Source organism: Streptomyces sp. NPDC031466 (genome assembly GCF_055581265.1).
Genome location: NZ_JBVIJT010000007.1, coordinates 398,487 through 422,644, shown reverse-complemented (window position 1 = coordinate 422,644; position 24,158 = coordinate 398,487). Strand labels below are relative to the sequence as shown.

The window sequence follows — 24,158 nt, the reverse complement described above, 5'->3', positions numbered from 1 at the left end:
TTGTGTGCGGTCCGGGAAACCCCGCGTCGGCGGGGAGCAGTCCTGGATGACGCCTACCCGGCATCGGCCGTTCGACATCACCCCCGCGCAGGCGGGGAAACTGCTTTCCCAGAATTCTTCTCCAGATTACGCGGGTCCGGCGCGTCGGTGGTCCGCCGGGGAGCCGGTACCGCCACCGGCACCGCCTGCTTCGGTACCCCGAACAGCGCGCGCCGCACATCGGCCCGTGCCTGGCGCACACTGTGCCGCGCGGCGGCGAGGGCCTGGCGCGTGGCACGCCGGACCTCCCTGGCGGCCCTGGCGGCGGGGCGCCACACGGCGTCGCGGACCAGGTGTCCGACGGGTGTGAGGAGGGCGCGGTACACCCACCGCACCGGCTCGACGAAGACCCACCGAAGGAGTTTGGCGAGGAAGCGGCCGACGACGAGGGAGATGTGCCCGGCGACGCGCCAGGCGTGGCCGAGCGCGTCGCCGATCTCCCGCGCGACGACGGCGACGGCCCGGCCGACGGGCGCGAGCACCCAGCGCCACACGGCGACGACGGGGACGACGAAGATCCAGCGGAAGAGGGTCGCCACGACGGTCCAGACGCCGCCGACCAGCCACGCGACACCGCGGCCGATCCCCAGGGCCAGCCAAGCGAGGCCGTGGCCGACCGGGGTCAGGACGGTGCGATACAGCCATGCGGCGGGCACCACGACCAGCACCCGCCCCAGCCAGGCCAGGGCGATGCCGACCGGCACGACCACGTACCGCCACAAGGCCACCCACGGCCACACGAAGACCGCCTTGAACAGCCACACCAGGACGGCGCCGATGCCGCGCCCGGCGAGCGCCGCGCCGCTGCCGACGGCCCGGGCCAGCCAGACGATGCCGTGGCCGATCGGCGTCAGCACGCGCGCGTAGAACCACGCGGCCGGGATCGCGACGAGGTGGCGCCACAGCCAGGCGCAGCCCGCGCCGATGCCCCGCGCCAACCGGGCGATGCCGTGGCCGACCGGGGTCAGGACGGCCCGGTAGAGCCATGCGGCGGGCGCCACGACCAGCATCCGCCCCAGCCAGGCGAGGGCGGTGCCGACCGGCACGACCACGTACCGCCACAGACCCACCCAGGGCCAGACGAAGACCGCCTTGAGCAGCCAGGTCAGCACGGCGGCGATGCCGCGTCCGACCGGTCGCAGGCCACGGAGGTACACGAAGCGGCCGCAGACGGCGAGCGCGTCCCAGACCAGGCGCACCGGAACGACGAGCACCAGCACCACGATCCGCACCGGCAGCCGGATCGCGACGGCGAGACACCCCTCGGCCTGGGGCGGCCGGGGGTCGGCCTGCCCCGGCGGGGGCTGTCCGGCAGCCGCGTGGGGAGGTCGTTTTTCCAGGTCCATATCGTCCTAGACGCGCGGGAGTCCGGTTCGGATCCAGTAGCGCAGTTTTCCGCCCCGCTCGTCCTCGAAGACGCCGCCCGAGGCCTCGATGACCTTGCGGGAGCCGGTGTTGTCGGTGTCGCAGGTCACCAGCACGGATTCCAGGCCCAGTTCGGCCGCGTACGGCAGACAGGCGCGCAGCATGCCGGTGGCGTGGCCGCGGCGGCGGGCGGTGGGGCGGACGTCGTAGCCGATGTGGCCGCCGTACTCGCGCAGGAAGCGGGTGGCGATGGTGTGCCGGATGGCGAGGCGGCCGAAGTAGTCGGCGCCGTCCACGTACCAGAGGGTGGTGACGGGGACGGAGTGCGGCGCGGCGGGGTGGGCGGCGGCGTCGACCTCGGCGAGGTACCGCGCGAAGACGGCGGGGTCGTGCCACTGGTCGCCGTAGTCGCGCAGGGTGTGGCCGAGCGTGGTGTCGTCGTCCGGCCCGCCCCGCCCCTCGGCCCGGAACTCCCGCATCGCGGCGATGTAGGAGTGGTGCACCAGGGCGGTGGGCGGGGCGAGTCGCGGCACGTGCGGCTACTTGACGACCGTGAGCGGCAGGAGCTTCTTGCCGGTGGGGCCGATTTGAATGTGCGTGTCCATCTGAGGACAGACACCGCAGTCGAAGCACGGCGTCCAGCGGCAGTCCTCGACCTCGGTCTCGTCGAGCGAGTCCTGCCAGTCCTCCCAGAGCCAGTCCTTGTCGAGACCGGAGTCCAGGTGGTCCCAGGGCAGGACCTCTTCGTAGGTGCGCTCACGCGTGGTGTACCAGTCGACGTCGACGCCCATCTCAGGCAGCGTCTTGTCGGCGCAGCGCATCCAGCGCTCGTAGCTGAAGTACTCGCGCCAGCCGTCGAAGCGGCCGCCCTCCTCGTAGACGGCGCGGATGACGGCGCCGATGCGGCGGTCGCCGCGCGAGAGCAGGCCCTCCACGATGCCGGGCTTGCCGTCGTGGTAGCGGAAGCCGATCGAGCGGCCGTACTTCTTGTCGCCGCGGATCTTGTCGCGGAGCTTCTCCAGGCGCGCGTCGGTCTCCTCGGCGGAGAGCTGGGGGGCCCACTGGAACGGCGTGTGCGGCTTGGGCACGAAGCCGCCGATCGACACCGTGCACCGGATGTCGTTCGAGCCGGAGACCTCGCGGCCCTTCTGGATGACCTTCGTCGCCATGTCGGCGATCTGGAGCACGTCGTCGTCGGTCTCGGTGGGCAGGCCGCACATGAAGTACAGCTTCACCTGGCGCCAGCCGTTGCCGTAGGCCGTGGAGACGGTGCGGATGAGGTCTTCCTCCGACACCATCTTGTTGATGACCTTGCGCATGCGCTCGGAGCCGCCCTCGGGGGCGAAGGTCAGGCCCGACCTGCGGCCGTTCCTGGTCAGCTCGTTGGCGAGGTCCACGTTGAAGGCGTCGACACGGGTCGAGGGGAGGGACAGGCCGATCTTGTCCTCCTCGTACCGGTCGGCGAGGCCCTTGGCGACCTCGGCGATCTCGGTGTGGTCCGCCGAGGAGAGCGAGAGCAGGCCGACCTCTTCGAAGCCGGTCGCCTTGAGACCCTTCTCCACCATGTCGCCGATGCCGGTGATGCTTCGCTCCCGCACGGGGCGCGTGATCATGCCGGCCTGGCAGAAACGGCAGCCGCGGGTGCAGCCGCGGAAGATCTCGACGGACATGCGCTCGTGGACGGTCTCCGCGAGCGGGACGAGGGGCTGCTTGGGGTAGGGCCACTCGTCGAGGTCCATGACGGTGTGCTTGGAGACCCGCCACGGCACGCCCGACCTGTTGGGCACGACGCGGGCGATCCGGCCGTCCGGGAGGTACTCGACGTCGTAGAAGGCCGGGACGTAGACGGACCCGGTCTTCGCGAGGCGCAGCAGGACCTCCTCGCGGCCACCGGGGCGGCCCTCCGCCTTCCAGGCGCGGATGATCTCGGTCATGTCGAGCACGGCCTGCTCGCCGTCGCCGATGATCGCCGCGTCGATGAAGTCGGCGATCGGCTCGGGGTTGAAGGCGGCGTGGCCGCCGGCGAGCACGATCGGGTCCTCGACGGTGCGGTCCTTGGACTCCAGCGGGATGCCCGCGAGGTCCAGGGCGGTCAGCATGTTGGTGTACCCCAGCTCGGTGGAGAAGCTGAGCCCGAAGACGTCGAACGCCTTCACGGGGCGGTGGCTGTCCACGGTGAACTGCGGGACCCGGTGCTCGCGCATCAGGGCCTCCAGGTCGGGCCACACGCTGTACGTGCGCTCGGCGAGCACGCCGTCGCGTTCGTTCAGCACCTCGTAGAGGATCATGACGCCCTGGTTGGGCAGTCCGACCTCGTAGGCGTCGGGGTACATCAGCGCCCAGCGGACGTCGCAGCTCTCCCACGGTTTGACGGTGGAGTTGAGCTCACCGCCGACGTACTGGATGGGCTTCTGCACATGCGGGAGCAGAGCTTCGAGCTGTGGGAAGACCGATTCGACAGACATCGCGAACCTTCATGAGCCGGCAGGGGTGACCATCCAGCGTACCCCGGGGTTCACCTGCCCAATGACGCCCGCGTCTTTCCCCGGGCCGCCTCGGCCCACGCGCCGGGCAGCGCGCGTTCGCTGTCCGTCGCCGCCGCCTCCTCCTGGCCGAACAGCAGCCCCCAGGTGAACGCGGACTCCCCCGCCAGGTGCGCCTGGACCGCCAGGGCGCGCAGGGCCTCGCGGGCGACGACGCTGTCCTGGTGGTCGCCGAGCACGGTCTGGACCTCCTTCATCCGCTTCGCGAACCGCTGGGCGGGCCGGCCGAGGGCGGGCACCGCCGCCTCCCCGGCGTACCGGGCGCGCTTGGCGGCCTTGCGGGCGGCGTGCAGGGCACGGTCGCGCTCCTGGCCGGGGGCGAGCGCCAGGGCGTGTTCGACGCGGGTGGCGAGGCGGGCGTAGTCCTTGAGCAGGGCCTTCGGGAGCGCCTTGGCGGGCGGCGCGGAGGCGGCGGGGCGCAGTGGGGGCGCGGCGAGCAGGGCGTCGACGGCGTCGAGCAGGGCGAGGTAGCGCGGGCTCTCCAGGACGGCGAGGGTCCTGCTTCGCGCGTCGGTGCGCCGGGCGACGGACCAGGCGCGCAGCCGCCCGCGCACCGGGCCGAGGGTGAGGGTGCCCGGCAGCGCCTCGACGCGGGCGGTGAGCCGCTCGGTGAGGACTTCCTGGTCGCGGTCGACGCCCAGCTCGCCGGCGAGCCACTTCAGCTCCTCGGCCAGGGGGTCGGTGACGGTGCGGTCGAGGATCTTGCGGTAGGACGTGAAGGCGCTGCGCAGCCGGCGGGTGGCGACCCGCATCTGGTGCACGGAGTCGGGCAGGTCGCGGCGGACGGCGGGGTCGAGCGAGACGATGGCGTCGCGCTGGGCGCGCAGATAGGCGACGAGGTGGTCCCCGGCGCTCCCGGGCCCTTCGCCGACGGCGTCGCGCACGGCCTCGGCGACGGCGGCGCTCTTGCCGGCCTTCTTGCCGCTCGTGACCGCGCCCTCCGGAGGCCGCACACCGCCGGCCCCGTCCTTCTTGGCCTGCTGTCCCTTCTCGGTCTTCTGCTCCTTCGGCGCGGTCCGGGTCAGGGCCCGGCTGAGCTTGGACGACGAGGAGGAGCGGCGTACGCCCGCCTTCTTCAGCTTCTTCTCCACCTTGTCCAGGAAGGCGGGGTCGGCGCCGTCGGCCAGTTCCACCTCGATCTCGGACCAGGCGGTGGTGGCGCCGCCCGGGGTGAGGCGCTCGGCCCGCACCGCGTCGACGCTGACCTCGGCGAGCAGCTCGCCGCGCGCGTCGAGGAGGTGGCGCGGGTTCCGTGCGGTCAGCAGGCGGACGACGGGGGCGAGCCGGGCCTCGCGGACGCGGGAGCGCACGAGGGCGAGCAGGGTTTGCGGCACCTCGTCGGAGAGCGGCGCGTGGATCTCGTCCCGCACGCCTTCGGCGAGGGAGACCGGCAGTTTGAGGTGCCAGCCCTCGTCGGGGCCGCCGGTGCGGCGCCGCAGGGTGATCGCACCGGCGGCCAGGCGCTGGTCGGGGGTGTCCCAGTAGACGGCGTCCAGTTCGAGGACACCCTTGTCGACGACCTTCCCCACCCCGGGCACTCCGGTCAGGTCGGGCGGCTCGGCGTCCGCCCCGACGTCGTACTTCCGCTCGATCTCGCGCTTCGTCTCCGCCTCGTGCTTCATGTCCGCCATGAAGGGAATCTAGACGCGAAACGCGAACCCAAACAGGGTTCGGCGGGACTATGCGGACATCGGGCGCTGCACCTTGATCGACTGGAGCAGTCCGACGGCCACCCAGACCGCGAACATCGAGGAGCCACCGTAGGAGACGAAGGGCAGCGGAAGGCCCGCGACCGGCATGATGCCGAGGGTCATCCCGATGTTCTCGAAGGCCTGGAACGCGAACCAGGCGATGATCCCGGCGGCGACGATCGTGCCGTACAGCTCGGTGGTCTCCCGCGCGATGGCGCAGGCCCGCCACAGGACGACGCCGAGCAGGAGCAGGATGGCGCCGGCGCCGACGAAGCCCAGTTCCTCGCCCGCGACGGTGAAGACGAAGTCGGTCTGCTGCTCGGGCACGAACTGGCCGGTGGTCTGGGAACCCTTGAACAGGCCGGTGCCGGTCAGGCCGCCCGAGCCGATGGCGATGCGTGCCTGGTTGGTGTTGTAGCCGACGCCGGCCGGGTCGAGCGCGGGGTTGGCGAAGGCCGCGAAGCGGGCGATCTGGTAGTCGTCCAGGACGCCGAGCTGCCATATGGCGACGCCGCCGGCGACGCCCGTGCCGAGGAGGCCGAAGACCCAGCGGTTGGAGGCGCCCGAGGCGAGCAGCACGCCGAGCACGATCATCACCATGACCATGACCGAGCCGAGGTCCGGCATCAGCATGACGATCGCGATCGGTACGGCGGCGAGGCCGAGGGCCTGCACCACCGTGCGGTGGTCGGGGTGTTCCCGGTCGCCCGCGTCGACGCGGGCGGCGAGGAGCATCGCCATGCCCAGGATGATCGTGATCTTCACGAACTCGGAGGGCTGGAGCGAGAAGCCGCCGCCGAGGACGATCCACGCGTGCGCGCCGTTGATGGTCGCGCCGAGCGGGGTGAGGACGAGCAGGACGAGGAAGACGGAGATGCCGTAGAGGATCGGCACGGCGGTGCGCAGGGTGCGGTGGCCGAGCCAGACGGTGCCGATCATCAGCGCGAAGCCGATGCCGGTGTTCATCAGGTGCTTGAGCGCGAAGGAGTACGGGTCGTCGCCGACCAGCTCGGTGCGGTTGCGGGTGGCGGAGTACACGAGCGCGGTGCCGATCGCGGAGAGCGCGATGGCCGCGAGGAGCATGGGCCAGTCGAGCCGGCGCACTATCGAGTCGCGGGCGAGGAGCCGGGACATGTTCGAGCGCTCGGGGCCGTACCCGGGGACGGAGAAGCCGTTGCCGGTCATCAGTCACGCCTCCAGTCGGCCGGGGCGCCGGCCAGCTCCTGCTGATCGTCCTGAGGTCCGTCCGGCCGGTCGGCCGGCTGCTGTTCCGCCGGGCGGTCGCCTGGCGGCTCGGCCGTCTCCGGCTTGTAGGGCTTGACCTTGGGGGCGTCGATGGAACCGTCGGGCTGGATCTTCGGCAGGGTCTTCTGCGGCTCGGGCAGGAGCGCCTTCTTGAGGTTCTGCTTGCCGCTGTCGTCCAGGCCGTAGATCGCGTCGTAGATCTTGCGGACGGCGGGTCCCGAGGCGCCGGAGCCAGTGCCGCCCTGGGAGATCGTCATGACGATCGTGAAGTCCTTGGTGTAGGTCGCGAACCACGAGGTGGTCTGCTTGCCGTAGACCTCGGCGGTACCCGTCTTGGCGTGCATCGGGATCTTGTCCTGCGGCCAGCCGCCGAACCGCCACGCGGCCGTACCGCGCGTGGCGACGTCCGCGAGGGCACCGTCTATGTCCTTCTGGAGTGCGGCGTCCATCGGCAGCCTGCCGTGCGACGTGGGCTGGATCTCGCGGATCCGCTTGCCGTCGGCGCTGATGATCGCCTTGCCGACGGTGGGGTCGTGGAGGGTGCCGCCGTTGGCGATGGCGGAGTAGATGGTCGCCATCTGGATCGGCGTGACGAGGGTGTCGCCCTGGCCGATGGAGTAGTTGACGGAGTCACCGGCGCGCATCTTCATGCCTTCGAGGCAGTTCTCGTAGGCGATGCGCGCCGCGTAGTCGCCGCCGCTCTTCTTGCCCTGCTTGCACCAGGCGTCCTTGTTGGCCTTCCAGTAGTCCTTCTTCCACTGGCGGTCGGGGACGCGGCCGGTGACCTCGTTGGGCAGGTCGATGCCGGTCTCCTTGCCGAGGCCGAACTGGTGGGCGGTCTTGTAGAACCAGTCCTTGGCGTCGGGCCTCGGCTTGTTGCCGCCGTCCTTGGCCCACTGGTCGTGCGAGAGCTTGTAGAAGACGGTGTCGCAGGAGACTTCGAGGGCCTGGCCGAGGGTGATGGAGCCGTGGCCCTTGGACTCGAAGTTCTTGAAGGTCTGGCCACCGATGGAGTACGAACTGGGGCAGGGGTAGCGGCCGTTGAAGTCGTAGCCCGCGTTGACGGCGGCGGTCGTCGGGATCACCTTGAAGATCGAGCCGGGGGCCGCCTGCCCCTGGATGGCTCGGTTGAGCAGCGGGTAGTTGGACTTCTTGCCGGTGAGCCGGGCGTAGTCCTTGCCGGAGATGCCGCCGACCCAGGCGTTCGGGTCGTACGCCGGGTTGGAGGCCATGGCGACCACGCGGCCCGTCTTGTTCTCCATGACGACGACGGCGCCCGCGTCGGCCTTGTAGTTCTCGCCGGTGTTCTTGTCGAACTCCTGGCGGGCCTTCTTCATCGCGTCGTTCAGCCAGTACTCGGAGACGGCCTGGACGCGCGCGTCGATGCTGGTGACGACGTTGGCGCCGGGCTCGGCCTTGTCGGCCTTCGCCTTGCCGATGACCCGGCCGAGGTTGTCTACCTCGTAGCGGGTGACGCCGGCCTTGCCGCGCAGCTGCTTGTCGTACGTGCGCTCGAGACCGGAGCGGCCCACCTGGTCGGAGCGCAGGAACGGGGAGTCGGTGTCCTTGGCCTTGTTGATCTCGTCGTCGGTGACGGGCGAGAGGTAGCCGAGAACCTGCGCGGTGTTGGACTTGCCGGGCGCGGGGTAGCGGCGCACGGCGGTGGGCTCGGCGGTGATGCCGGGGAAGTCCTCGGAGCGCTCGCGGATCTGGAGGGCCTGCTTGGGCGTGGCCTCGTCGGTGATCGGGATGGGCTGGTAGGGCGAGCCGTTCCAGCAGGGCTGCGGGGTCTTCGCGTCGCACAGGCGGACCTTGTCGGCGACGTCCTTGGGGTCCATGGCGAGGACGTCGGCGAGCTTGGCGAGGACCGCCTTGCCGTCGTCCTTCATCTTCATCAGGTCCGTGCGGGAGGCGGAGACGACCAGGCGCGTGTGGTTGTCGGCGATCGGCACCCCGCGGGCGTCGAGGATCGAGCCGCGCACGGCGGGCTGGACGACCTGCTGGACGTGGTTGCCGGAGGCCTCCTTGGCGTACTCCTCGCCGTTGCGCACCTGGAGGTACCACAGGCGGCCACCGAGGGTGAGCAGCAGGGAGACGACGAGGATCTGCAGGACGATGAGACGGATCTGGACGCGCGGGGTCCGGCCGGTCTCCGGGATGTTGGTCACTGCTGCCCTCCCCGGGTGCGAGCGGTTTCTCCGGGGCGTGCGGCTCGCCTGATGCGGTCGGCTCCGCCGCTGCGGCCGGCTGTCCTGATGTCGTCGGCGGCGTGCTGCGCCCTCACAGTCGCTTGACCCCCTTGATGCGTCCGGCGCGGGCGACGCGGGCCTTGGCCGTCTTGGCCCGCAGGCCGCCGCGCCGGCCGCCGATGCTCAGTCCGGTGCCGGAGGCGAGCCAGCCGGAGGAGACGTCCGCGGCCTTGTTGGCCGGGGAGCCCTCGCCCAGCGGGTCGTTCTCGGCGCGTCTGGCGAGCGCGATGATCAGCGGCACCGTGAAGGGCGCGAGCAGCAGGTCGTAGAGCGCGGCGGTGAACAGCAGCCCGCCGAGGCCCACATGGCGGGCCGCGGTGTCCCCGACGAGGGCGCCCACGCCCGCGTACAGCAGCGTGGAGCCGAGGGCGGCGCTGACGACCACGGCGAGCGGCCCGGTGGCGGAGCGCAGCCGGCCGGTCTCGGGCTTGGCGAGGCCCGCGAGGTAGCCGACGACGCAGAGCACCAGGGCGTACCGCCCGGCGGCGTGGTCGGCGGGCGGGGCCAGATCGGACAGCAGGCCCGCGCCGAAGCCGACGAGGGCTCCGCCGACGTGGCCGTAGACCAGGGCGAGGCCGAGGACGGTGAGCAGCACCAGGTCGGGTACGGCGCCCGGCAGCTGGAGCCGCGCGAGGACGCTGACCTGGATCACCAGGGCGACGACGACCAGGGTGGCGGAGAGCAGGATTCGGTTGAAGCGCATGGGTCCGGTCTCCTACTGCTCGTCGCCGTCGGGCACCGCGCCGCCGGGCACCGTGCCGTCGGCCGTGCCGTCGGCCGGCTTTCCCGACGGGGTGGCCGTGACGGTGACCGTCGGGGTCGGCTTGGGCTTGGCGGGCTTGGGCGGCAGGACGGTGTCGCGCGGGTCCTCGCGGGGTGCCTCGACGACGATGCCGACGATGTCGAGCTTGGTGAAGCCGACGTAGGGCTTCACGTAGACGGTACGGGTGAGGTCGCCGCCCGAGGGGTCGACGCGGACGACCTCGCCGACGGGGACGCCGGGCACGAACGGCCTGTCCTTCTGCGAGCCGAAGGTGACCAGGCGGTCGCCCTTCTTGACCTTGGCCTTGCCGTTGAGCAGCTGGACGGAGAGCGGACGGTCGCCCTGGCCGGTGGCGAAGCCCAGCTCGTCGGTCCGCTCCATGCGGGTGCCGACGGTGAAGTCCGGGTCGTTGGCGAGCAGCACGGTGGCGGTGTCCGGGCCGACCGTGGTGACGCGGCCGACCAGGCCGTCGCTGTTCAGGACGGTCATGTCGCGCCGGATGCCGTCGTGCGCGCCGGCGTCGATGGTGACGGTCCAGGAGAAGCCCTGGGCCGCTCCTATGCCGATGACCTCGGCGCCCTTGATCCCGTACTGTCCGGCGCCGGCCTTCTTGAGCATGCCGTCGAGCTGGCGCACGCGGCTGCGGTTGCGGTCGTCGCTGCCGAGCTTGGCCTTCAACGCGGCGTTCTGGCGCTCCAGTTCGGCGATGCGGTCGTGGCGGTCACCGGAGTCGCGGACCGCGCCGATGGCGTTGCCGATCGGGTCGACGGCGGAGGACATCCCCTCCTCGACCGGGCCGAAGACGGTGGCGGCGGCCTGGCGGGCACCGTCGACCGGCGAGTCCTCACCGCCGCGGATGTCCACCGTGATCAAAGCGAACGCGATGGCGATCAGCAGCACCAGGAGCAGCCGACTCTCTCGTGTGTCCCTCACGTGCGGCGGCGTGCCTTCCTCGATCGGATTCCGCGGAAGCTGCGCGTTCCACGGGGTTCTGGGGAATTGTTCTGCCTTGCCTGAATTCTTCTTGTGCCTCTATGTCAACGATCCGCCGCACGAGGTGGCGGCACTCGTACGGCGGATCTTTTCACGTCACGTCATCTGCGGGGCTGGGCGTCCAGCACCTGCTGCAACGCCTCGAACTCCTCCACGCACTTGCCGGAGCCGAGCGCCACGCTGTCCAGCGGGTTCTCGGCGATGTGGATCGGCATGCCGGTCTCGCGGCGCAGCCGCTCGTCCAGGCCGCGCAGCAGGGCGCCGCCGCCGGTCAGGACGATGCCGCGGTCCATCACGTCGCCCGACAGCTCGGGCGGGCACTTGTCGAGGGTGGTCTTGACCGCGTCCACGATCGCGTTGACCGGCTCCTCGATGGCCTTGCGGACCTCGGCGGCGGAGATGACGACCGTCTTGGGCAGCCCGGAGACCAGGTCGCGGCCACGGATCTCGGTGTGCTCGTCGGCGTCCATGTCGTACGCCGAACCGATGGTGATCTTGATCTGCTCGGCCGTGCGCTCACCGAGGAGGAGGGAGTACTCCTTCTTGATGTGCTGGATGATCGCGTTGTCCAGCTCGTCGCCCGCGACGCGGATGGACTGTGCCGTGACGATTCCTCCGAGTGAGATGACGGCGACCTCGGTGGTGCCGCCGCCGATGTCGACCACCATGTTGCCCGTGGCCTCGTGGACCGGCAGGCCGGAGCCGATGGCCGCCGCCATGGGCTCCTCGATGATGTGCACCTGGCGGGCGCCCGCCTGCGAGGAGGCCTCGATGACGGCGCGGCGCTCCACGCCGGTGATGCCGGAGGGCACGCAGACGACCACGCGCGGCCGCGCGAGGTAGCGCCGCTTGTGGATCTTCAGGATGAAGTAGCGGAGCATCCGCTCGGTGATCTCGAAGTCGGCGATCACGCCGTCCTTCAAGGGACGTACCGCGACGATGTTGCCGGGCGTGCGCCCGATCATCTTCTTCGCTTCCGCGCCGACCGCGAGGATGCCACCGGTGTTGGTGTTGATCGCGACGACGGACGGCTCGTTGAGTACGATCCCCCGACCCCTGACGTACACCAGCGTGTTGGCGGTCCCGAGGTCGACAGCCATGTCACGGCCGATGAACGACATGTTGTTCCCCATGAGGATGCGTCTGGCCTTCCCTATTGGAGCGTGTGATGGCTTTTTAGGTAGGCGAGGTGGGTGCTGAGTGGCAGTGGAGGCTTCCATCGTAGTCTCGGCCGCGCGAAGACGGCGCGAGGGTCTTCGCCATTGTCAGCAGATGATGCGCCGCCCCGCTTGTGGAGACGTGCCATAGGGGGCACGGGTTCCCCCGATCGGGGCGGTGCGCCGGGGACGGCCGGATCGCTCCGGCCGTCCGGGTCGCGCGGCGTGTCGCTGACACCTCGTCAGCGAGCGGTCCGGCGGACGCGCGGACGGCCCGCGAGGGGCTCGCGCGGGTGTCGCGGGAGGTTACGCCACGCCCGGGAAGAAGATCTTCAGCTCGCGCTCGGCGGACTCCTCGGAGTCCGAGGCGTGGATCAGGTTCTCCCTGACGATGGTGCCGAAGTCGCCGCGGATGGAGCCGGGCGCGGCGGCGATCGGGTCGGTCGGGCCGGCCAGGGCGCGCACGCCCTCGATGACCCGCTCGCCCTCGACGACCAGCGCGACGACCGGACCGGACGACATGAAGGCGACCAGCGGCTCGTAGAACGGCTTGCCCTTGTGCTCGCCGTAGTGCTGCTCCAGGGTGTCCTGGTCCAGCGAGCGCAGCTCCAGCGCGGTGATCGTCCAGCCCGCCTTGCGCTCGATGCGGCCGATGATCTCCCCGATCAGGCCACGACGGACGGCGTCGGGCTTCAGCAGGACGAGGGTGCGCTGGCTCATGTGCGGCTCCAAGAGGTGTGCTTACGATCGGTCGATCTCTGCGATCGCGTGGGATTGGGCCGCACGATACCGGGGGTGGCTACGCGGTGTTACCTCCGGCCCGTGCCTGCTCCTCGGCCATCGCCGCGAACCGGGCCTTCGCCTCGTCGATCTGCCGCCCGAAGTGGACCGACGCCCACCACAGGGCGGCGAACACGGCGCCCATGAAGAACATCGTGGGCACCACGAAACCGCTCGCGATCAGCGCGATCTGCAGGGCCCAGCCCAGCTGCACGCCGCCGGGCCGGGTGATCACGCCGCACAGCAGTACGCACAGCAGCATCGCGACGCCGCTGACCGTCCAGACCGTGCCCATGGTGAGGTCGGGGTCCTTCATGGCGACCAGTCCGGCGAAGCCGATGACGAAGAACTCGCCGATCAGCGTCGAGGCGCAGAGCGTACGCACGCGGGGTCAGCCCCTTCCCAGGAGCAGCCGGGCCTCGCCGACCGTGATGACGGAACCGGTGACGAGGACGCCGCCGCCGGCGAACTCGCCCTCTTCCTCGGCGAGGGTGATCGCCGCCTCCAGGGCGTCCGGCAGGCGCGGCTCGACCTGGACGCGGTCGTCGCCGAAGACCTCGACGGCGATGGCGGCGAGCGTGTCGGCGTCCATCGCGCGGTCGCTGGTGTTCTGCGTGATGACGACCTCGGCGAAGAGCGGCTCGAAGGCCTCCAGGAGGCCCCGCATGTCCTTGCCGTCGCTCGCACCGACCACGCCGATGAGGTTGCTGAAGTCGAAGGCCTCGCTGATCGCGGCGGCGGCGGCGCGGGCGCCCGCGGGGTTGTGCGCAGCGTCCAGGACGATGGTGGGCGAGCGCCGCACGACCTCCATGCGGCCCGGCGAGGAGACCGAGGCGAAGGCCTTGCGGATGGCCTCGATGTCCAGCGGGCGCGCGTGCTGGGAGCCGATGCCGAAGAACGCCTCCACGGCGGCGAGCGCCACCGAGGCGTTGTGCGCCTGGTGCTCGCCGTGCAGGGGCAGGAAGACCTCCTCGTACTCCCCGCCGAGACCGCGCAGGGTCAGCAGCTGGCCGCCGACGGCGACCTGGCGGGCGACGACGCCGAACTCCAGGCCCTCGCGGGCCACCGTCGCGTCGACCTCGACGGCCTTCTTCAGGAGCACCTGGGCGGCGTCCACCGGCTGCTGGGCCATGATCACCGTCGCGCCCTGCTTGATGATGCCGGACTTCTCCGTGGCGATCTCGCCGGGCGTGGAGCCCAGGCGGTCGGTGTGGTCCAGGTCGATGGGCGTGATGACGGCGACCGAGCCGTCGATCACGTTCGTCGCGTCCCAGCTGCCGCCCATGCCGACCTCGACGACCGCCACGTCCACCGGGGCGTCCGCGAAGGCCGCGTACGCCATGCCGGTGAGGATTTCGAAGAAGGAGAGGCGGTACTCCTGGGCGGCGTCGACCATCTCCACGTACGGCTTGATGTCCTGGTAGGTCTCCACGAAGCGCTCGGCCTCGATGGGGGCGCCGTCCAGGCTGATCCGCTCGGTGATCGACTGGACGTGGGGCGAGGTGTAGCGCCCGGTGCGCAGCTCGAAGGCGGAGAGCAGGGCCTCGATCATGCGGGCCGTGGACGTCTTGCCGTTCGTCCCCGTGATGTGGATCGAGGGGTACGCGCGCTGGGGCTCGCCCAGGACGTCCATCAGGGCGGCGATGCGGCTGACGGAGGGCTCCAGCTTCGTCTCGCCCCAGCGGCCCGCCAGCTCCGTCTCGACCTCGCGCAGCGCCCTGTCCACCTCCGGGTCGGCGGGGCGGGCGGGGACGTCGCCCTGCGGCGGGCCCGCCAGGGTGCGCAAGGTGCGGCTGCCCGCCTCGATCACCGCGAGGTCGGGGTCCCGGTCGGTCTCGGCGCCCACGATGGTCTCGAAGGCGTCGGCGTCGTCGGCGGGGTGGTCTGCGTGCTCGTCGCGCGGGGGGAGGTCACTCACGTACGCCAGTCTACGGAGCGCCACCGACACTCGGCGTCCGGACCTGGCGGACGGGGCCGGGCGGGAGCGTCGGGACTTTCGGCCCGTCCGATTCGGGACCTTGGTCCCTCCGCTTCGGCGGGCCGCCCGGCAAACTTGGCGATCATGGACATAGGTATCGACCTCGGCACTGCGAACACCCTGCTCTACGTGCGCGGCAAGGGGATCGTGCTCAACGAGCCGTCCGTCGTCGCCGTGCGGTCGGACAGGGGAGGCAGGGGCGGCGTACTGGCCGTGGGGACGGAGGCCAAGGAGACGATCGGGCGCACGCCCGGGTCCATCACCGCGATCCGTCCGCTGCGGGACGGCGTGATCAGCGACTACGAAGCCGCCGAGGTGATGATCCGGCACTTCGTGCGCAAGGCGGTGCCCGGCCGGCGGCCCCGTATCCGCATGGTGGTGTGCGTGCCGAGCGGGGTCACGCCCGTCGAGCGGCGGGCCATCGTGCACGCCTCGCAGCGGGCCGGCGCGCGCGCCGTCCACCTGGTGGAGGAGCCGATGGCCGCCGCGATCGGGGCGGGGCTGCCGGTCGCCGAGCCGCGCGGGTCGATGGTCGTCGACATCGGCGGCGGCACGACCGAGGTCGCCGTCATCTCGCTGGGCGGGATCGTCACCGCGCAGTCGCTGCGCGTCGGCGGCGACCGGCTGGACACGGCGATCACCGACTTCGTCCGCAAGGAGCACTCCCTGCTCATCGGTGAGCGCACCGCCGAGGACATCAAGGTCGCGATCGGCTCGGCGTGGCCCGTGCCGGGCGAGGACGCCCTGGAGATGCGGACGTTCACCGTGCGGGGCCGGGAGAAGGTCGCGGGTCTGCCCAAGACGGTGGACCTGACGGCGCGCGAGGTGCGGGCCGCGCTGGACGAGCCCGTGGAGCAGATCATCGCGGCGGTGAAGACCACGCTGGAGGAGTGCCCGCCGGAACTGTCCGGCGACATCATGGAGCACGGCATCGTGCTGACCGGCGGTGGAGCACTCCTGCCGGGCCTCGACCTGCGGATCGCCTCCAACACGGGCATCCCGGTCTTCGTGGCCGAGACCCCGCTGGACAGCGTGGCGCTGGGCTGCGGCAAGTGCGTGGAGGACTTCGACGGCCTGGAACGGGTGATGTCGGCGGCGTGAGGGCCCTCCGGGACGAGTGAACGCCGGGTGCCGGCGAGGCCCTTCGGGACGAGTGAACGCCGGGTGCCGGCGAGGCCCTTCGGGACGAGTGAACGCCGGGTGCCGGCGAGGCCCTTCGGGACGGGTGAACGCCGGGTGCCGGGCGAGGCCCTTCGGGACGGGTGAACGCCGGGTGCCGGCGAGGCCCTTCGGGACGGGTGAACGCCGGGTGCCGGGCGAGGCCCTTCGGGACGGGTCAGTGCCGGGTGACGGGTGGGTGGGTGGGAAAGGTCCCTGCGGTCAGGACAGCTCCCCCGCGGGCAGGCAGGCGACGACCTCATACGCCCCGTCCACCGGCCCCGCCGAGAACTCTCCGCCCACCGCCCGGACCCGCTCCGCCATCCCCGTCGTACCGCTCCCCGAGGAAACCGGCGCCGACGCGGGCGCCGCCACCGGCAGCGCGTTGCGGACGGCGATCCCAAGGCGCCCGTCGGCCACGTCCACCCGCACGGTGACCCGCTCCCCCGGCGCGTGCTTCGCCGCGTTCGTCAGGCACTCCTGCACCACCCGGTGGACCGCGGCCTGCCGCAGCGGCGAGAGCCGGTGGGCCGCGGGAGCCACCAGCAGCTCCACGGGGCTGCCCGCGCGCCCGCTGCGCTCCGCCAGCTCGGGCAGCGCGTCGAGGCCGGGCGTGGGCGCCCCGTCCACACCACGTTGGACGATGATCTCGTTGAGCATGCGGTGCGCGCTGCGCGCCGTCTCGGACAGCTCCTCGAAGCCGTCCGCGAAGGGGCTGCCCTCGGCCCGGCGGGCGAGCACCTGGGAGCGCACGCTCAGCAGCGTCAGCTCGCGCCCGACGAAGTCGTGCACGTCGCGCGCGATGCGGGCCCGCTCCTGCTGGACGGCGTGGAGCATGTCCGTCTCCGCGCGCTGCGTCTCCAGCGCGCGGACGAGGTCCTGCCGGTTCGCGGCGACGCCGACCCCCGCCGCGAGCACGCCGATCGGCACGACGAGGCTCAGGAACTCGCTGAGCGTCTCGCCCCGGTGCGGCGGCCAGCCGGGGAGCAGGAACATGGCGTAGGCGAACGCGACGTAGCCGAGGACGCCGAGCGTGCCGGCCCGGCGGCCGCGGTAGCGCGCGAGCGAGTACAGCGCGAACTGCACCAGCGTCAGCTCGTGCAGCCAGCCGAGCAGCAGCAGCGCGACGGCGTACGGCAGCCAGGGCGCCGCCCGCCGCAGCAGCAGGGAGGCGGCGCCCGCCGTCAGGACGAGCGCGGCCGTGGGGCCGGTGAGGGAGTTGTCCGCCGCCGCGAGGCCCGGCACGTCCAGGCTCATCAGCGCCAGCGCGCTCAGCGCGGTGACCAGGTCGAGGGCGCCGGCCGTGCGCGCCCAGCGGCCGGCGAGGCGACGGCCGGTGGCCGTCGCCCGGCGGATCGCCTGGGCGGCGGGGCGGTCGTGCATGCTCTCCATCATCCAGGGCCCTTCGACCCGATTCATCAGACTTATGGCACTGATTTGGTGATTTGCGGCACGGGCTTGTCCGGGCGCCCGGCGCGGCTGACCGGCCCTCGTCCGTGCCGGGGGTCAGATCTGACCATGTGGTATGCCCAGAATTCCGCCCGGCGGACCCATCAGCTCGCCGGTGACGCCGGGGTCCTGCTGTGGGCCGCGCTGTGGGCCGCCGTCGCCGTGACCGCGTACCGGCTGGCCTGTCTGCTCGCCCTGCCCCGCGCTCTCCAGGAGCGCAGGGCGCCGCTGCCGCTGGTCGGCGGGCGCTTCGACACGGCGCTGCGGCGCGTGGCGGACGCCGTCGACGCGATGGATCCGGTGACCGTGCGCACGGCGGTGGCCGTCGGCGCCCTCGCCCTGTTCGTCGTCCCCGTGGGCCTGGTCCTGGTGGTGTGGCTGCCGCGCAGGCTGCGCTGGATCCGTCAGGCGGGCGCGGCCCGGGACCTGGCCGCCTCCGACGACGGCCGCGACCTGCTGGCCCTGCGTTCGCTGCTCCGGCCGCTGGACGAGGTGGCCGCCACCGCCTCGGAGATCCCCGACGCCACGCCGGGCAGTCTCGCCTGGGGCTGGCGGCACGGCGATCCGGAGATCCTGGAGGCGCTGGCGGGCGCGGAGCTGGAGCGGCTGGGTCTGGAGATCGCGCCGCGCGAGGACGGCCGCGGCGTGCCGCGCGAGTGCCGCCCGGCCGGGTTCTTCGAGCCGGTCGACCTCATCGGCCCCGCGGGCCCCGCCGACGAGCGGGCCCCGGACCGCCGCCCCATCGGCTGACGGCGTACGACGAAGGCTCCCGGGACCGCTCGTCATCGGTCCCGGGAGCCTTCGGTGTCGCATGCCTACGCGGCCGGCAGCGCCGCCAACTGGGCCGTCAGGCGGGCGATGTCGCCCTCCGCCTTCGTCAGGCGGCCACGGATCTTGTCCACGACCTGGTCCGGCGCCTTGGCGAGGAACGCTTCGTTGCCCAGCTTGGCCTCGGCCTGCGCCTTCTCCTTCTCGGCGGCGGCGAGGTCCTTGGCCAGGCGCTTGCGCTCGGCGGCCACGTCGATCGTGCCGGACAGGTCGAGCGCGACGGTGGCGCCCGAGACCGGCAGCGTCGCCGTCGCCGTGAAGGCGTCGCCCTCCGGCAGCAGGCGCAGGAGCTGGCGGATGGCGGCCTCGTGCGGGGCGAGTGCCGTGCCGTCCAGGGCGAGGCGGGCCGGGACCTTCTGGCCGGGCTGGAGGCCCTGGTCGGCGCGGAAGCGGCGCACCTCGGTGATGACCTGCTGGAGGGTCTCGATCTCCCGCTCCGCGGCCGGGTCGCGGAAGCCGCTGTCGGCGGGCCAGTCGGCGATCACGAGGGACTCGCCGCCGGTCAGCGCCGTCCAGAGCGTCTCCGTGACGAACGGGACGATCGGGTGGAGCAGGCGCAGCGTGACGTCCAGGACCTCGCCGAGGACGCGGGCCGAGACCTTGGCGCCCTCGCCGCCGGCCATGAACGTCGTCTTGGACAGCTCGACGTACCAGTCGAAGACCTCGTCCCACGCGAAGTGGAAGAGGGCGTCGGAGAGCTTGGCGAACTGGAAGTCGTCGTAGAGCGCGTCGACTTCGGCGACCGTCGCGTTCAGGCGGGAGAGCACCCAGCGGTCGGTGGCGGACAGCTGCTCGGCCGGGGGCAGGTCGCCCTCGATCGTGGCGCCGTTCATCATCGCGAAGCGGGTGGCGTTCCAGATCTTGTTGGCGAAGTTGCGCGAGCCCTGGACCCAGTCCTCGCCGATCGGCACGTCCGTGCCGGGGTTGGCGCCGCGGGCCAGGGTGAAGCGCAGGGCGTCCGAGCCGTACTTGTCCATCCAGTCCAGCGGGTTGACCGCGTTGCCGAAGGACTTCGACATCTTCTTGCCGAACTGGTCGCGGACCATGCCGTGCAGCACGATCGTGTGGAACGGCGGGGTGCCGTCCATCGCGTACAGGCCGAACATCATCATCCGGGCGACCCAGAAGAAGAGGATGTCGTAGCCGGTGACCAGCACGGAGTTCGGGTAGAACTTCGCGAGCGACTCGGTCTGTTCGGGCCAGCCGAGCGTGGAGAAGGGCCACAGGCCGGAGGAGAACCACGTGTCGAGCACGTCGTTGTCCTGGCGCCAGCCCTCGCCGGTGGGGGCCTCGTCGTCGGGGCCGACGCAGACGATCTCGCCGTTCGGGCCGTACCAGACCGGGATGCGGTGGCCCCACCAGAGCTGGCGCGAGATGCACCAGTCGTGGAGGTTGTCGACCCAGTCGAAGTAGCGCTTCTCCATCTCCTGCGGGTGGATCTTGACCTTGCCGTCGCGGACCGCGTCGCCTGCGGCCTTCGCGAGCGGGCCGACCTTGACCCACCACTGCATCGACAGGCGCGGCTCGACGGTGGTCTTGCAGCGCGAGCAGTGGCCCACGGAGTGGGTGTAGGGGCGCTTCTCGGCGACGACGCGGCCTTCGGCGCGCAGCGCCGCGACGATGGCGGAGCGGGCCTCCAGGCGGTCCAGGCCCTGGAAGGGGCCGTGCGCGGTGATGACCGCGTGCTCGTCCATGACCGCGATGTTCGGCAGCGAGTGGCGCCGGCCGATCTCGAAGTCGTTCGGGTCGTGGGCCGGGGTCACCTTGACGGCGCCGGTGCCGAACTCGGGGTCGACGTGCTCGTCGGCGACGACCGGGATGGTGCGGTCGGTCAGCGGCAGCTTGATCTGCTTGCCGACGAGGTGCTGGTAGCGCTCGTCGTCGGGGTGGACCGCGACGGCGGTGTCACCGAGCATCGTCTCGGCGCGGGTGGTGGCGACGACGAGCGTCTCCTGTCCCTCGCCGTACTTGATCGACACCAGCTCGCCGTCGTCGTCCTGGTACTCGACCTCGATGTCGGAGATCGCCGTCAGACAGCGGGGGCACCAGTTGATGATGCGCTCGGCGCGGTAGATCAGCTCGTCGTCGTAGAGCTTCTTGAAGATGGTCTGGACGGCCTGCGAGAGGCCCTCGTCCATGGTGAAGCGCTCGCGCTGCCAGTCGACGCCGTCGCCGAGGCGGCGCATCTGGCCGGAGATCTGGCCGCCGGACTCGCCCTTCCACTTCCAGACGCGCTCGATGAACGCCTCGCGCCCGAGGTCGTGGCGGGACTTGCCCTCCTTGGCCAGCTCGCGCTCGACCACGTTCTGCGTGGCGATGCCCGCGTGGTCCATGCCGGGCTGCCACAGCGTCTCGTGGCCCTGCATGCGCTTGCGGCGGGTCAGGGCGTCGATCAGCGTGTGCTCGAAGGCGTGGCCGAGGTGGAGCGCGCCCGTCACGTTCGGCGGGGGGATGACGACGGCGTACGGCGGCTTCTCGCTCTTCTCGTCGGCGGAGAAGTAGCCCCGTTCCACCCAGCGCTCGTACAGCGGCCCCTCTACCTCGGCCGGCGCGTACTGGGTCGGCAGTTCGGGAGTGGTCGCTGGGGGCTGCTGCTGAGCGTTCTCGGTCACCCGGTCAGTTTAGGGGGGTCGCCGGGCGGTCCCGAAACCGGAATGTTCGATAACGCTTGCCATCCGGGGCGCCACGGGGGCCCCGCGTCCTCCAGGATGTCCGGGACACATCAGAGTCCGGAGGGGGACCCCCACGATGAGCGACCACCAGCCAGGCCCGTACGACGGTCAGCAGCCGGGCCCGTACGGTCAGCAGCCGCCGCAGCCGGGGTACGGCTTTCCGCCGCCCCCGCAGCAGGCGCCGCAGCAGCCGCCGCGACAGGGCGGCGGCAAGAAGACCGGCCTGATCATCGGCGCCGTCGCGGTGGTCGTCGCGCTCGGCGTCGGCGCGTACTTCCTCTTCGGCGCGGGCGGCGGCTCGGCCTCGGTCGAGGACGACGGGGCGCACCGGCTGGTGCCGCCGTCCTCGGTGGGCGAGTTCAGGAAGAACACCAAGGACAACGTCGACGACGGTCCGCTCGGCCCCGGCGACAAGAAGAACGCCGAGAAGGTCGGCATCAAGAACCCCCACAACGTGTCGTCCGCCTACATCTCGGGTTCGGCCGGCAAGGGGACGCAGATGAGCTTCCAGGGGATCTACGGCGAGATAGCCGACCCGGCGGAGGCCCTCGACGCGGGCTTCGCCAAGGTCGCCGCGAACACCGAGAAGAAGGCGCACGCCGGCAACGGGGGCGACGAGCAGATCAAGCTGGCCGGCAGCCCCGAGAGCGTCGAGCCGGACGCGCTCGACAACGCCCTCATGAAGTGCCAGACGGCCGAGCTGACGGACGGCGGCGACACGGTCGAACTGCCGATCTGCATCTGGGCCGACCACAGCACGTACGGCGTCGTCGTCGGCGTCGACACGGCGGCGTTGGCAAAGGGAAGCGGCGGCATGGCCACCACCGACGTCGCCCGCTTCGCGGCCACCCTGCGCAAGGCGGCCCGCGTCGAGGAGTGACCGCGGATGGAGGGGTGCGTTCGTAGTGTGGAACAGCTCTTCAACAACTGCGCATCGATCCGCTCCGGTGGCGTCGTCCTCCCGTGTTCGTCCGACAGGATGTTCGGAACGCGTAAGCATCGGGAGGGAACCCAAGCAATGAGTCACAACCAGCCGGGACCGTACGGCGGCGGTCAGCCCCAGCAGCCCGGCCCCTACGGGCAGCAGCCGCAGGCCCCGCAGCCCGGCTACGGGTATCCCCCGCAGGCACCCCAGGGCGGCTACGGGTACCCCCCGCAGGCCCCGCAGCAGGCGCCCCAGCAGGGTGGCTACAGCTCGCCCGAGCAGCCGGGGTACTACGGGCAGCAGCCGCAGGCCCCCTACGGGCAGGTGCCGCCGCCTCCGCCGCCCGGGAGCGGGAAGAAGAAGACCGGCCTCGTCATAGCGGCGGTCGCCGTGGTCGCCGCCGCGGCGGTCGGCGGGTACTTCGTCCTCGCGGGCGGTGACGACGACAAGGGCGGCGGCAAGAACGGCGGCTCCTCGAACGTGGCGGGCGGCGGGAAGGACGACTCCGGCGTCAAGGACGACGGCCCGCACAAGCTGACGACGCCGGAGACGGTCCTCACCGACTACAAGAAGGACCCGGGCCGCTCCAGCGGACTCAACGGCGTCGACCTCGACAAGGCCGAGGCGGCCGGGGTGAAGAACCCCAAGGACGTGCAGGCGCAGTACCAGTCGGGCAGCAAGGACAACCCGATGGCGCAGAAGGTGCTGACCTTCGGCGGCGTCTACGGCGACATCAAGGACCCCGAGGGTGTCGTGGACCACATGTTCACCAACGCCGAGAAGGAGGCCGGGGAGGGCGGCACGAGCGGCGGCAAGGTCACGCTGGTCGGCAGCCCCAAGGAGTACAAGCCCGCCGAGCTGGACGGCGCGGTCCTCAAGTGCCAGGAGATGAAGGTCGACCTCGGTGCCGCCCTCGGCGGCGGCTCCACGAGCGGCTCCACGAGCGGTTCCACGGCCGGCGCCTCCGGTCCCAGCGAGATGTCCGCCTCGACCTGCATCTGGGGTGACCACAGCACCATCGGCTACGTCGTCACCACGGACGTGGCGAGCGCGCTGTCCGGCGGGGCCGCGGATCTGGACGAGGCCGCGACGACGACCGCCAGGTTCCGCGGGGAAGTCCGCGTCAAGAGCTGACACCGGCGGGCCGCCACAGGCCCGGCCGCCTCCGGTCCAGGGCATGGGCCCGGTCACCCGGCCGGGCCCCCTTGCGTCAGGATGTCGGGAACACCTAAGCGTTTCGGAGGGTAACACCCCATGAGCTACCACCAGCCGGGCCCGTACGGCGAGCAGCAGCCCCAGCAGCCGGGGCCGTACGGCGGCGGCCAGCCCCCGCAGGGGCCGTACGGCCAGCCGCAGCAGCCCGGCCCTTACGGGCAGCCGCCGCAGGCCCCCCAGCCCGGCTACGGCTACCCCCACCAGGCCCCGCCGCCACAGCCCGGCTACGGCTACCCCCACCAGGCCCCGCCGCAGGCGCCCGAGCAGGGCGGTTACGGCCAGCCCCAGCAGCCCGGCCCCTACGGGCAGGTCCCGCCGCAGGCCCCCTACGGGCAGCAGCAGGCCCCGTACGGGCAGGTGCCGCCCCCGCCGCCCGGTGGCGGCAAGAAGAAGACGGGGCTGATCATCGGCGCCGTCGCGGTGGTCGCCGCCCTCGGTGTCGGCGCGTACTTCGTCCTCGGCGGCAGCGACGGCGGCGGTGACGGCGGCGGTTCCTCCTCCGTGGCGGACGACGGCGCACACAAGCTGGTCACGCCCGAGAGGCTGCTCGGCGAGTACAAGAAGGACGCGAGCCAGACCGGCGGCTTCAACTCCAGCGACATCGCGGCGGCCGAGAAGGCCGGCGTGAAGGACCCCAAGGACGTCGACGCCGGGTACAAGACCGAGTCCGCCGACAACCCCCTGGCGCAGAAGGCCATCCAGTTCATGGGGGTCTACGGCGAGGTCGGTGACCCGGGCAAGGTCGTCGACAGCATGTTCGCCAAGGTCAAGAAGGACTCGCAGGAGCCCGGCGCGCAGACGGGCAAGCTGGTCGGCAGCCCGAAGGACTTCAGCACGGACGACGTCGTCCTCAAGTGCCAGGAGTCCATGATCAAGAACGACAGCGCGGGCGGCACCGGTTCCTCCGGCCCCAAGGAGATCCGCATGCCGGTCTGCATCTGGGGTGACCACAGCACCGTCGCCGTCGTGGTCCCCATCGAGGTCGCCGACGCCATGGCGGGCAAGGTGTCCCTGGACGACGCCTCGGCCACCGCGCTCAAGGTCCGCAAGGAAGTCCGCGTCAAGCTCTGACGCCCCAGCACCGTTCACGAGGGGAACCCCGAACGCA

The 24,158-nt window shown here is 71.6% G+C and carries 19 protein-coding genes; 5 read left to right on the top strand and 14 right to left on the bottom strand.

The genetic code is table 11. From position 1 onward, the window contains the following. Positions 1-77 precede the first annotated feature (77 nt). The 12 genes from ACZ5GP_RS19815 to folC form a co-directional block, all read right to left on the bottom strand. Positions 78-1,385 (bottom strand): hypothetical protein, encoded by a 1,308-nt coding sequence (locus ACZ5GP_RS19815; RefSeq protein ID WP_468752072.1) that lies wholly within the window; start codon positions 1,383-1,385, stop codon positions 78-80. A gap of 6 nt (positions 1,386-1,391) precedes the next feature. Continuing rightward, a complete protein-coding gene (locus ACZ5GP_RS19810; protein ID WP_468752071.1) occupies positions 1,392-1,937 on the bottom strand; it encodes a GNAT family N-acetyltransferase in 546 nt (181 codons plus the stop codon). A 6-nt stretch (positions 1,938-1,943) separates the two neighbouring features. Then, positions 1,944-3,869 (bottom strand): TIGR03960 family B12-binding radical SAM protein, encoded by a 1,926-nt coding sequence (locus tag ACZ5GP_RS19805; RefSeq protein ID WP_468752070.1) that lies wholly within the window; start codon positions 3,867-3,869, stop codon positions 1,944-1,946. A gap of 50 nt (positions 3,870-3,919) precedes the next feature. Further along, entirely contained in the window at positions 3,920-5,578 is a 1,659-nt protein-coding gene (locus tag ACZ5GP_RS19800; RefSeq protein WP_468752069.1) for a CYTH and CHAD domain-containing protein, read from the bottom strand. Positions 5,579-5,626: 48 nt separating this feature from the next. Further along, complete coding sequence (gene rodA, locus ACZ5GP_RS19795; RefSeq protein WP_358582217.1) at positions 5,627-6,823, bottom strand: rod shape-determining protein RodA; 1,197 nt, start codon at positions 6,821-6,823, stop codon at positions 5,627-5,629. Then, on the bottom strand, positions 6,823-9,051 hold the full coding sequence (gene mrdA, locus ACZ5GP_RS19790; protein WP_468752068.1) for a penicillin-binding protein 2: 2,229 nt from the start codon (positions 9,049-9,051) through the stop codon (positions 6,823-6,825). Before mrdA ends, rodA begins: the two co-directional genes overlap by 1 nt. A 112-nt stretch (positions 9,052-9,163) precedes the next feature. Continuing rightward, entirely contained in the window at positions 9,164-9,835 is a 672-nt protein-coding gene (gene mreD / locus ACZ5GP_RS19785; protein WP_468752067.1) for a rod shape-determining protein MreD, read from the bottom strand. Between the two features lie 12 nt (positions 9,836-9,847). Next, positions 9,848-10,828: a rod shape-determining protein MreC gene (gene mreC, locus ACZ5GP_RS19780; RefSeq protein ID WP_468752066.1), complete on the bottom strand. Its 981-nt coding sequence runs from the start codon at positions 10,826-10,828 to the stop codon at positions 9,848-9,850. Between the two features lie 161 nt (positions 10,829-10,989). After that, complete coding sequence (locus ACZ5GP_RS19775; RefSeq protein WP_030564059.1) at positions 10,990-12,009, bottom strand: rod shape-determining protein; 1,020 nt, start codon at positions 12,007-12,009, stop codon at positions 10,990-10,992. 342 nt (positions 12,010-12,351) lie between these two features. After that, complete coding sequence (gene ndk, locus ACZ5GP_RS19770; RefSeq protein ID WP_468752065.1) at positions 12,352-12,765, bottom strand: nucleoside-diphosphate kinase; 414 nt, start codon at positions 12,763-12,765, stop codon at positions 12,352-12,354. Between the two features lie 79 nt (positions 12,766-12,844). Next, a complete protein-coding gene (locus tag ACZ5GP_RS19765) occupies positions 12,845-13,210 on the bottom strand; it encodes a DUF4233 domain-containing protein (protein ID WP_468752064.1) in 366 nt (121 codons plus the stop codon). A 6-nt stretch (positions 13,211-13,216) separates the two neighbouring features. Next, a complete protein-coding gene (gene folC / locus ACZ5GP_RS19760) occupies positions 13,217-14,743 on the bottom strand; it encodes a bifunctional tetrahydrofolate synthase/dihydrofolate synthase (RefSeq protein WP_468752063.1) in 1,527 nt (508 codons plus the stop codon). 144 nt (positions 14,744-14,887) lie between these two features. On the opposite strand from folC, the gene ACZ5GP_RS19755 reads away from it, so the two are divergent. Further along, positions 14,888-15,904: a rod shape-determining protein gene (locus ACZ5GP_RS19755; protein WP_468752062.1), complete on the top strand. Its 1,017-nt coding sequence runs from the start codon at positions 14,888-14,890 to the stop codon at positions 15,902-15,904. Between the two features lie 279 nt (positions 15,905-16,183). Here ACZ5GP_RS19755 and ACZ5GP_RS19750 read toward each other — a convergent pair whose 3' ends face one another. Beyond that, positions 16,184-17,344 (bottom strand): sensor histidine kinase, encoded by a 1,161-nt coding sequence (locus ACZ5GP_RS19750; protein WP_468752061.1) that lies wholly within the window; start codon positions 17,342-17,344, stop codon positions 16,184-16,186. A 135-nt stretch (positions 17,345-17,479) separates the two neighbouring features. Between ACZ5GP_RS19750 and ACZ5GP_RS19745 the strand changes: the two genes are divergently transcribed. Continuing rightward, on the top strand, positions 17,480-18,160 hold the full coding sequence (locus tag ACZ5GP_RS19745) for a hypothetical protein (protein WP_468752060.1): 681 nt from the start codon (positions 17,480-17,482) through the stop codon (positions 18,158-18,160). Positions 18,161-18,225: 65 nt separating this feature from the next. Here the strand turns inward: ACZ5GP_RS19745 and ACZ5GP_RS19740 are convergent, their stop codons facing one another. Continuing rightward, positions 18,226-20,850: a valine--tRNA ligase gene (locus ACZ5GP_RS19740; protein ID WP_468752059.1), complete on the bottom strand. Its 2,625-nt coding sequence runs from the start codon at positions 20,848-20,850 to the stop codon at positions 18,226-18,228. A 136-nt stretch (positions 20,851-20,986) separates the two neighbouring features. On the opposite strand from ACZ5GP_RS19740, the gene ACZ5GP_RS19735 reads away from it, so the two are divergent. The 3 genes from ACZ5GP_RS19735 to ACZ5GP_RS19725 all read left to right on the top strand — a co-directional run bounded on the left by ACZ5GP_RS19735 (position 20,987) and on the right by ACZ5GP_RS19725 (position 24,121). After that, positions 20,987-21,790: a hypothetical protein gene (locus ACZ5GP_RS19735; protein ID WP_468752058.1), complete on the top strand. Its 804-nt coding sequence runs from the start codon at positions 20,987-20,989 to the stop codon at positions 21,788-21,790. A 138-nt stretch (positions 21,791-21,928) separates the two neighbouring features. Further along, positions 21,929-22,969, top strand: coding sequence for a hypothetical protein (locus ACZ5GP_RS19730; protein ID WP_468752057.1), 1,041 nt, complete (start codon positions 21,929-21,931; stop codon positions 22,967-22,969). A 120-nt stretch (positions 22,970-23,089) separates the two neighbouring features. Further along, a complete protein-coding gene (locus tag ACZ5GP_RS19725) occupies positions 23,090-24,121 on the top strand; it encodes a hypothetical protein (protein ID WP_468752056.1) in 1,032 nt (343 codons plus the stop codon). The last annotated feature ends 37 nt before the right edge of the window (positions 24,122-24,158 follow it).

What these genes read in the sequence shown, in the direction of transcription:
- ACZ5GP_RS19815 (WP_468752072.1), bottom strand. Translation starts at nt 1,385, where the DNA reads ATGGACCTGGAAAAACGACCTCCCCACGCGGCTGCCGGACAGCCCCCG.
- ACZ5GP_RS19805 (WP_468752070.1), bottom strand. Translation starts at nt 3,869, where the DNA reads ATGTCTGTCGAATCGGTCTTCCCACAGCTCGAAGCTCTGCTCCCGCAT.
- ACZ5GP_RS19800 (WP_468752069.1), bottom strand. Translation starts at nt 5,578, where the DNA reads ATGGCGGACATGAAGCACGAGGCGGAGACGAAGCGCGAGATCGAGCGG.
- rodA (WP_358582217.1), bottom strand. Translation starts at nt 6,823, where the DNA reads ATGACCGGCAACGGCTTCTCCGTCCCCGGGTACGGCCCCGAGCGCTCG.
- mreD (WP_468752067.1), bottom strand. Translation starts at nt 9,835, where the DNA reads ATGCGCTTCAACCGAATCCTGCTCTCCGCCACCCTGGTCGTCGTCGCC.
- ACZ5GP_RS19775 (WP_030564059.1), bottom strand. Translation starts at nt 12,009, where the DNA reads ATGTCGTTCATCGGCCGTGACATGGCTGTCGACCTCGGGACCGCCAAC.
- ndk (WP_468752065.1), bottom strand. Translation starts at nt 12,765, where the DNA reads ATGAGCCAGCGCACCCTCGTCCTGCTGAAGCCCGACGCCGTCCGTCGT.
- ACZ5GP_RS19755 (WP_468752062.1), top strand. Translation starts at nt 14,888, where the DNA reads ATGGACATAGGTATCGACCTCGGCACTGCGAACACCCTGCTCTACGTG.
- ACZ5GP_RS19750 (WP_468752061.1), bottom strand. Translation starts at nt 17,344, where the DNA reads ATGCACGACCGCCCCGCCGCCCAGGCGATCCGCCGGGCGACGGCCACC.
- ACZ5GP_RS19745 (WP_468752060.1), top strand. Translation starts at nt 17,480, where the DNA reads ATGTGGTATGCCCAGAATTCCGCCCGGCGGACCCATCAGCTCGCCGGT.
- ACZ5GP_RS19735 (WP_468752058.1), top strand. Translation starts at nt 20,987, where the DNA reads ATGAGCGACCACCAGCCAGGCCCGTACGACGGTCAGCAGCCGGGCCCG.
- ACZ5GP_RS19730 (WP_468752057.1), top strand. Translation starts at nt 21,929, where the DNA reads ATGAGTCACAACCAGCCGGGACCGTACGGCGGCGGTCAGCCCCAGCAG.
- ACZ5GP_RS19725 (WP_468752056.1), top strand. Translation starts at nt 23,090, where the DNA reads ATGAGCTACCACCAGCCGGGCCCGTACGGCGAGCAGCAGCCCCAGCAG.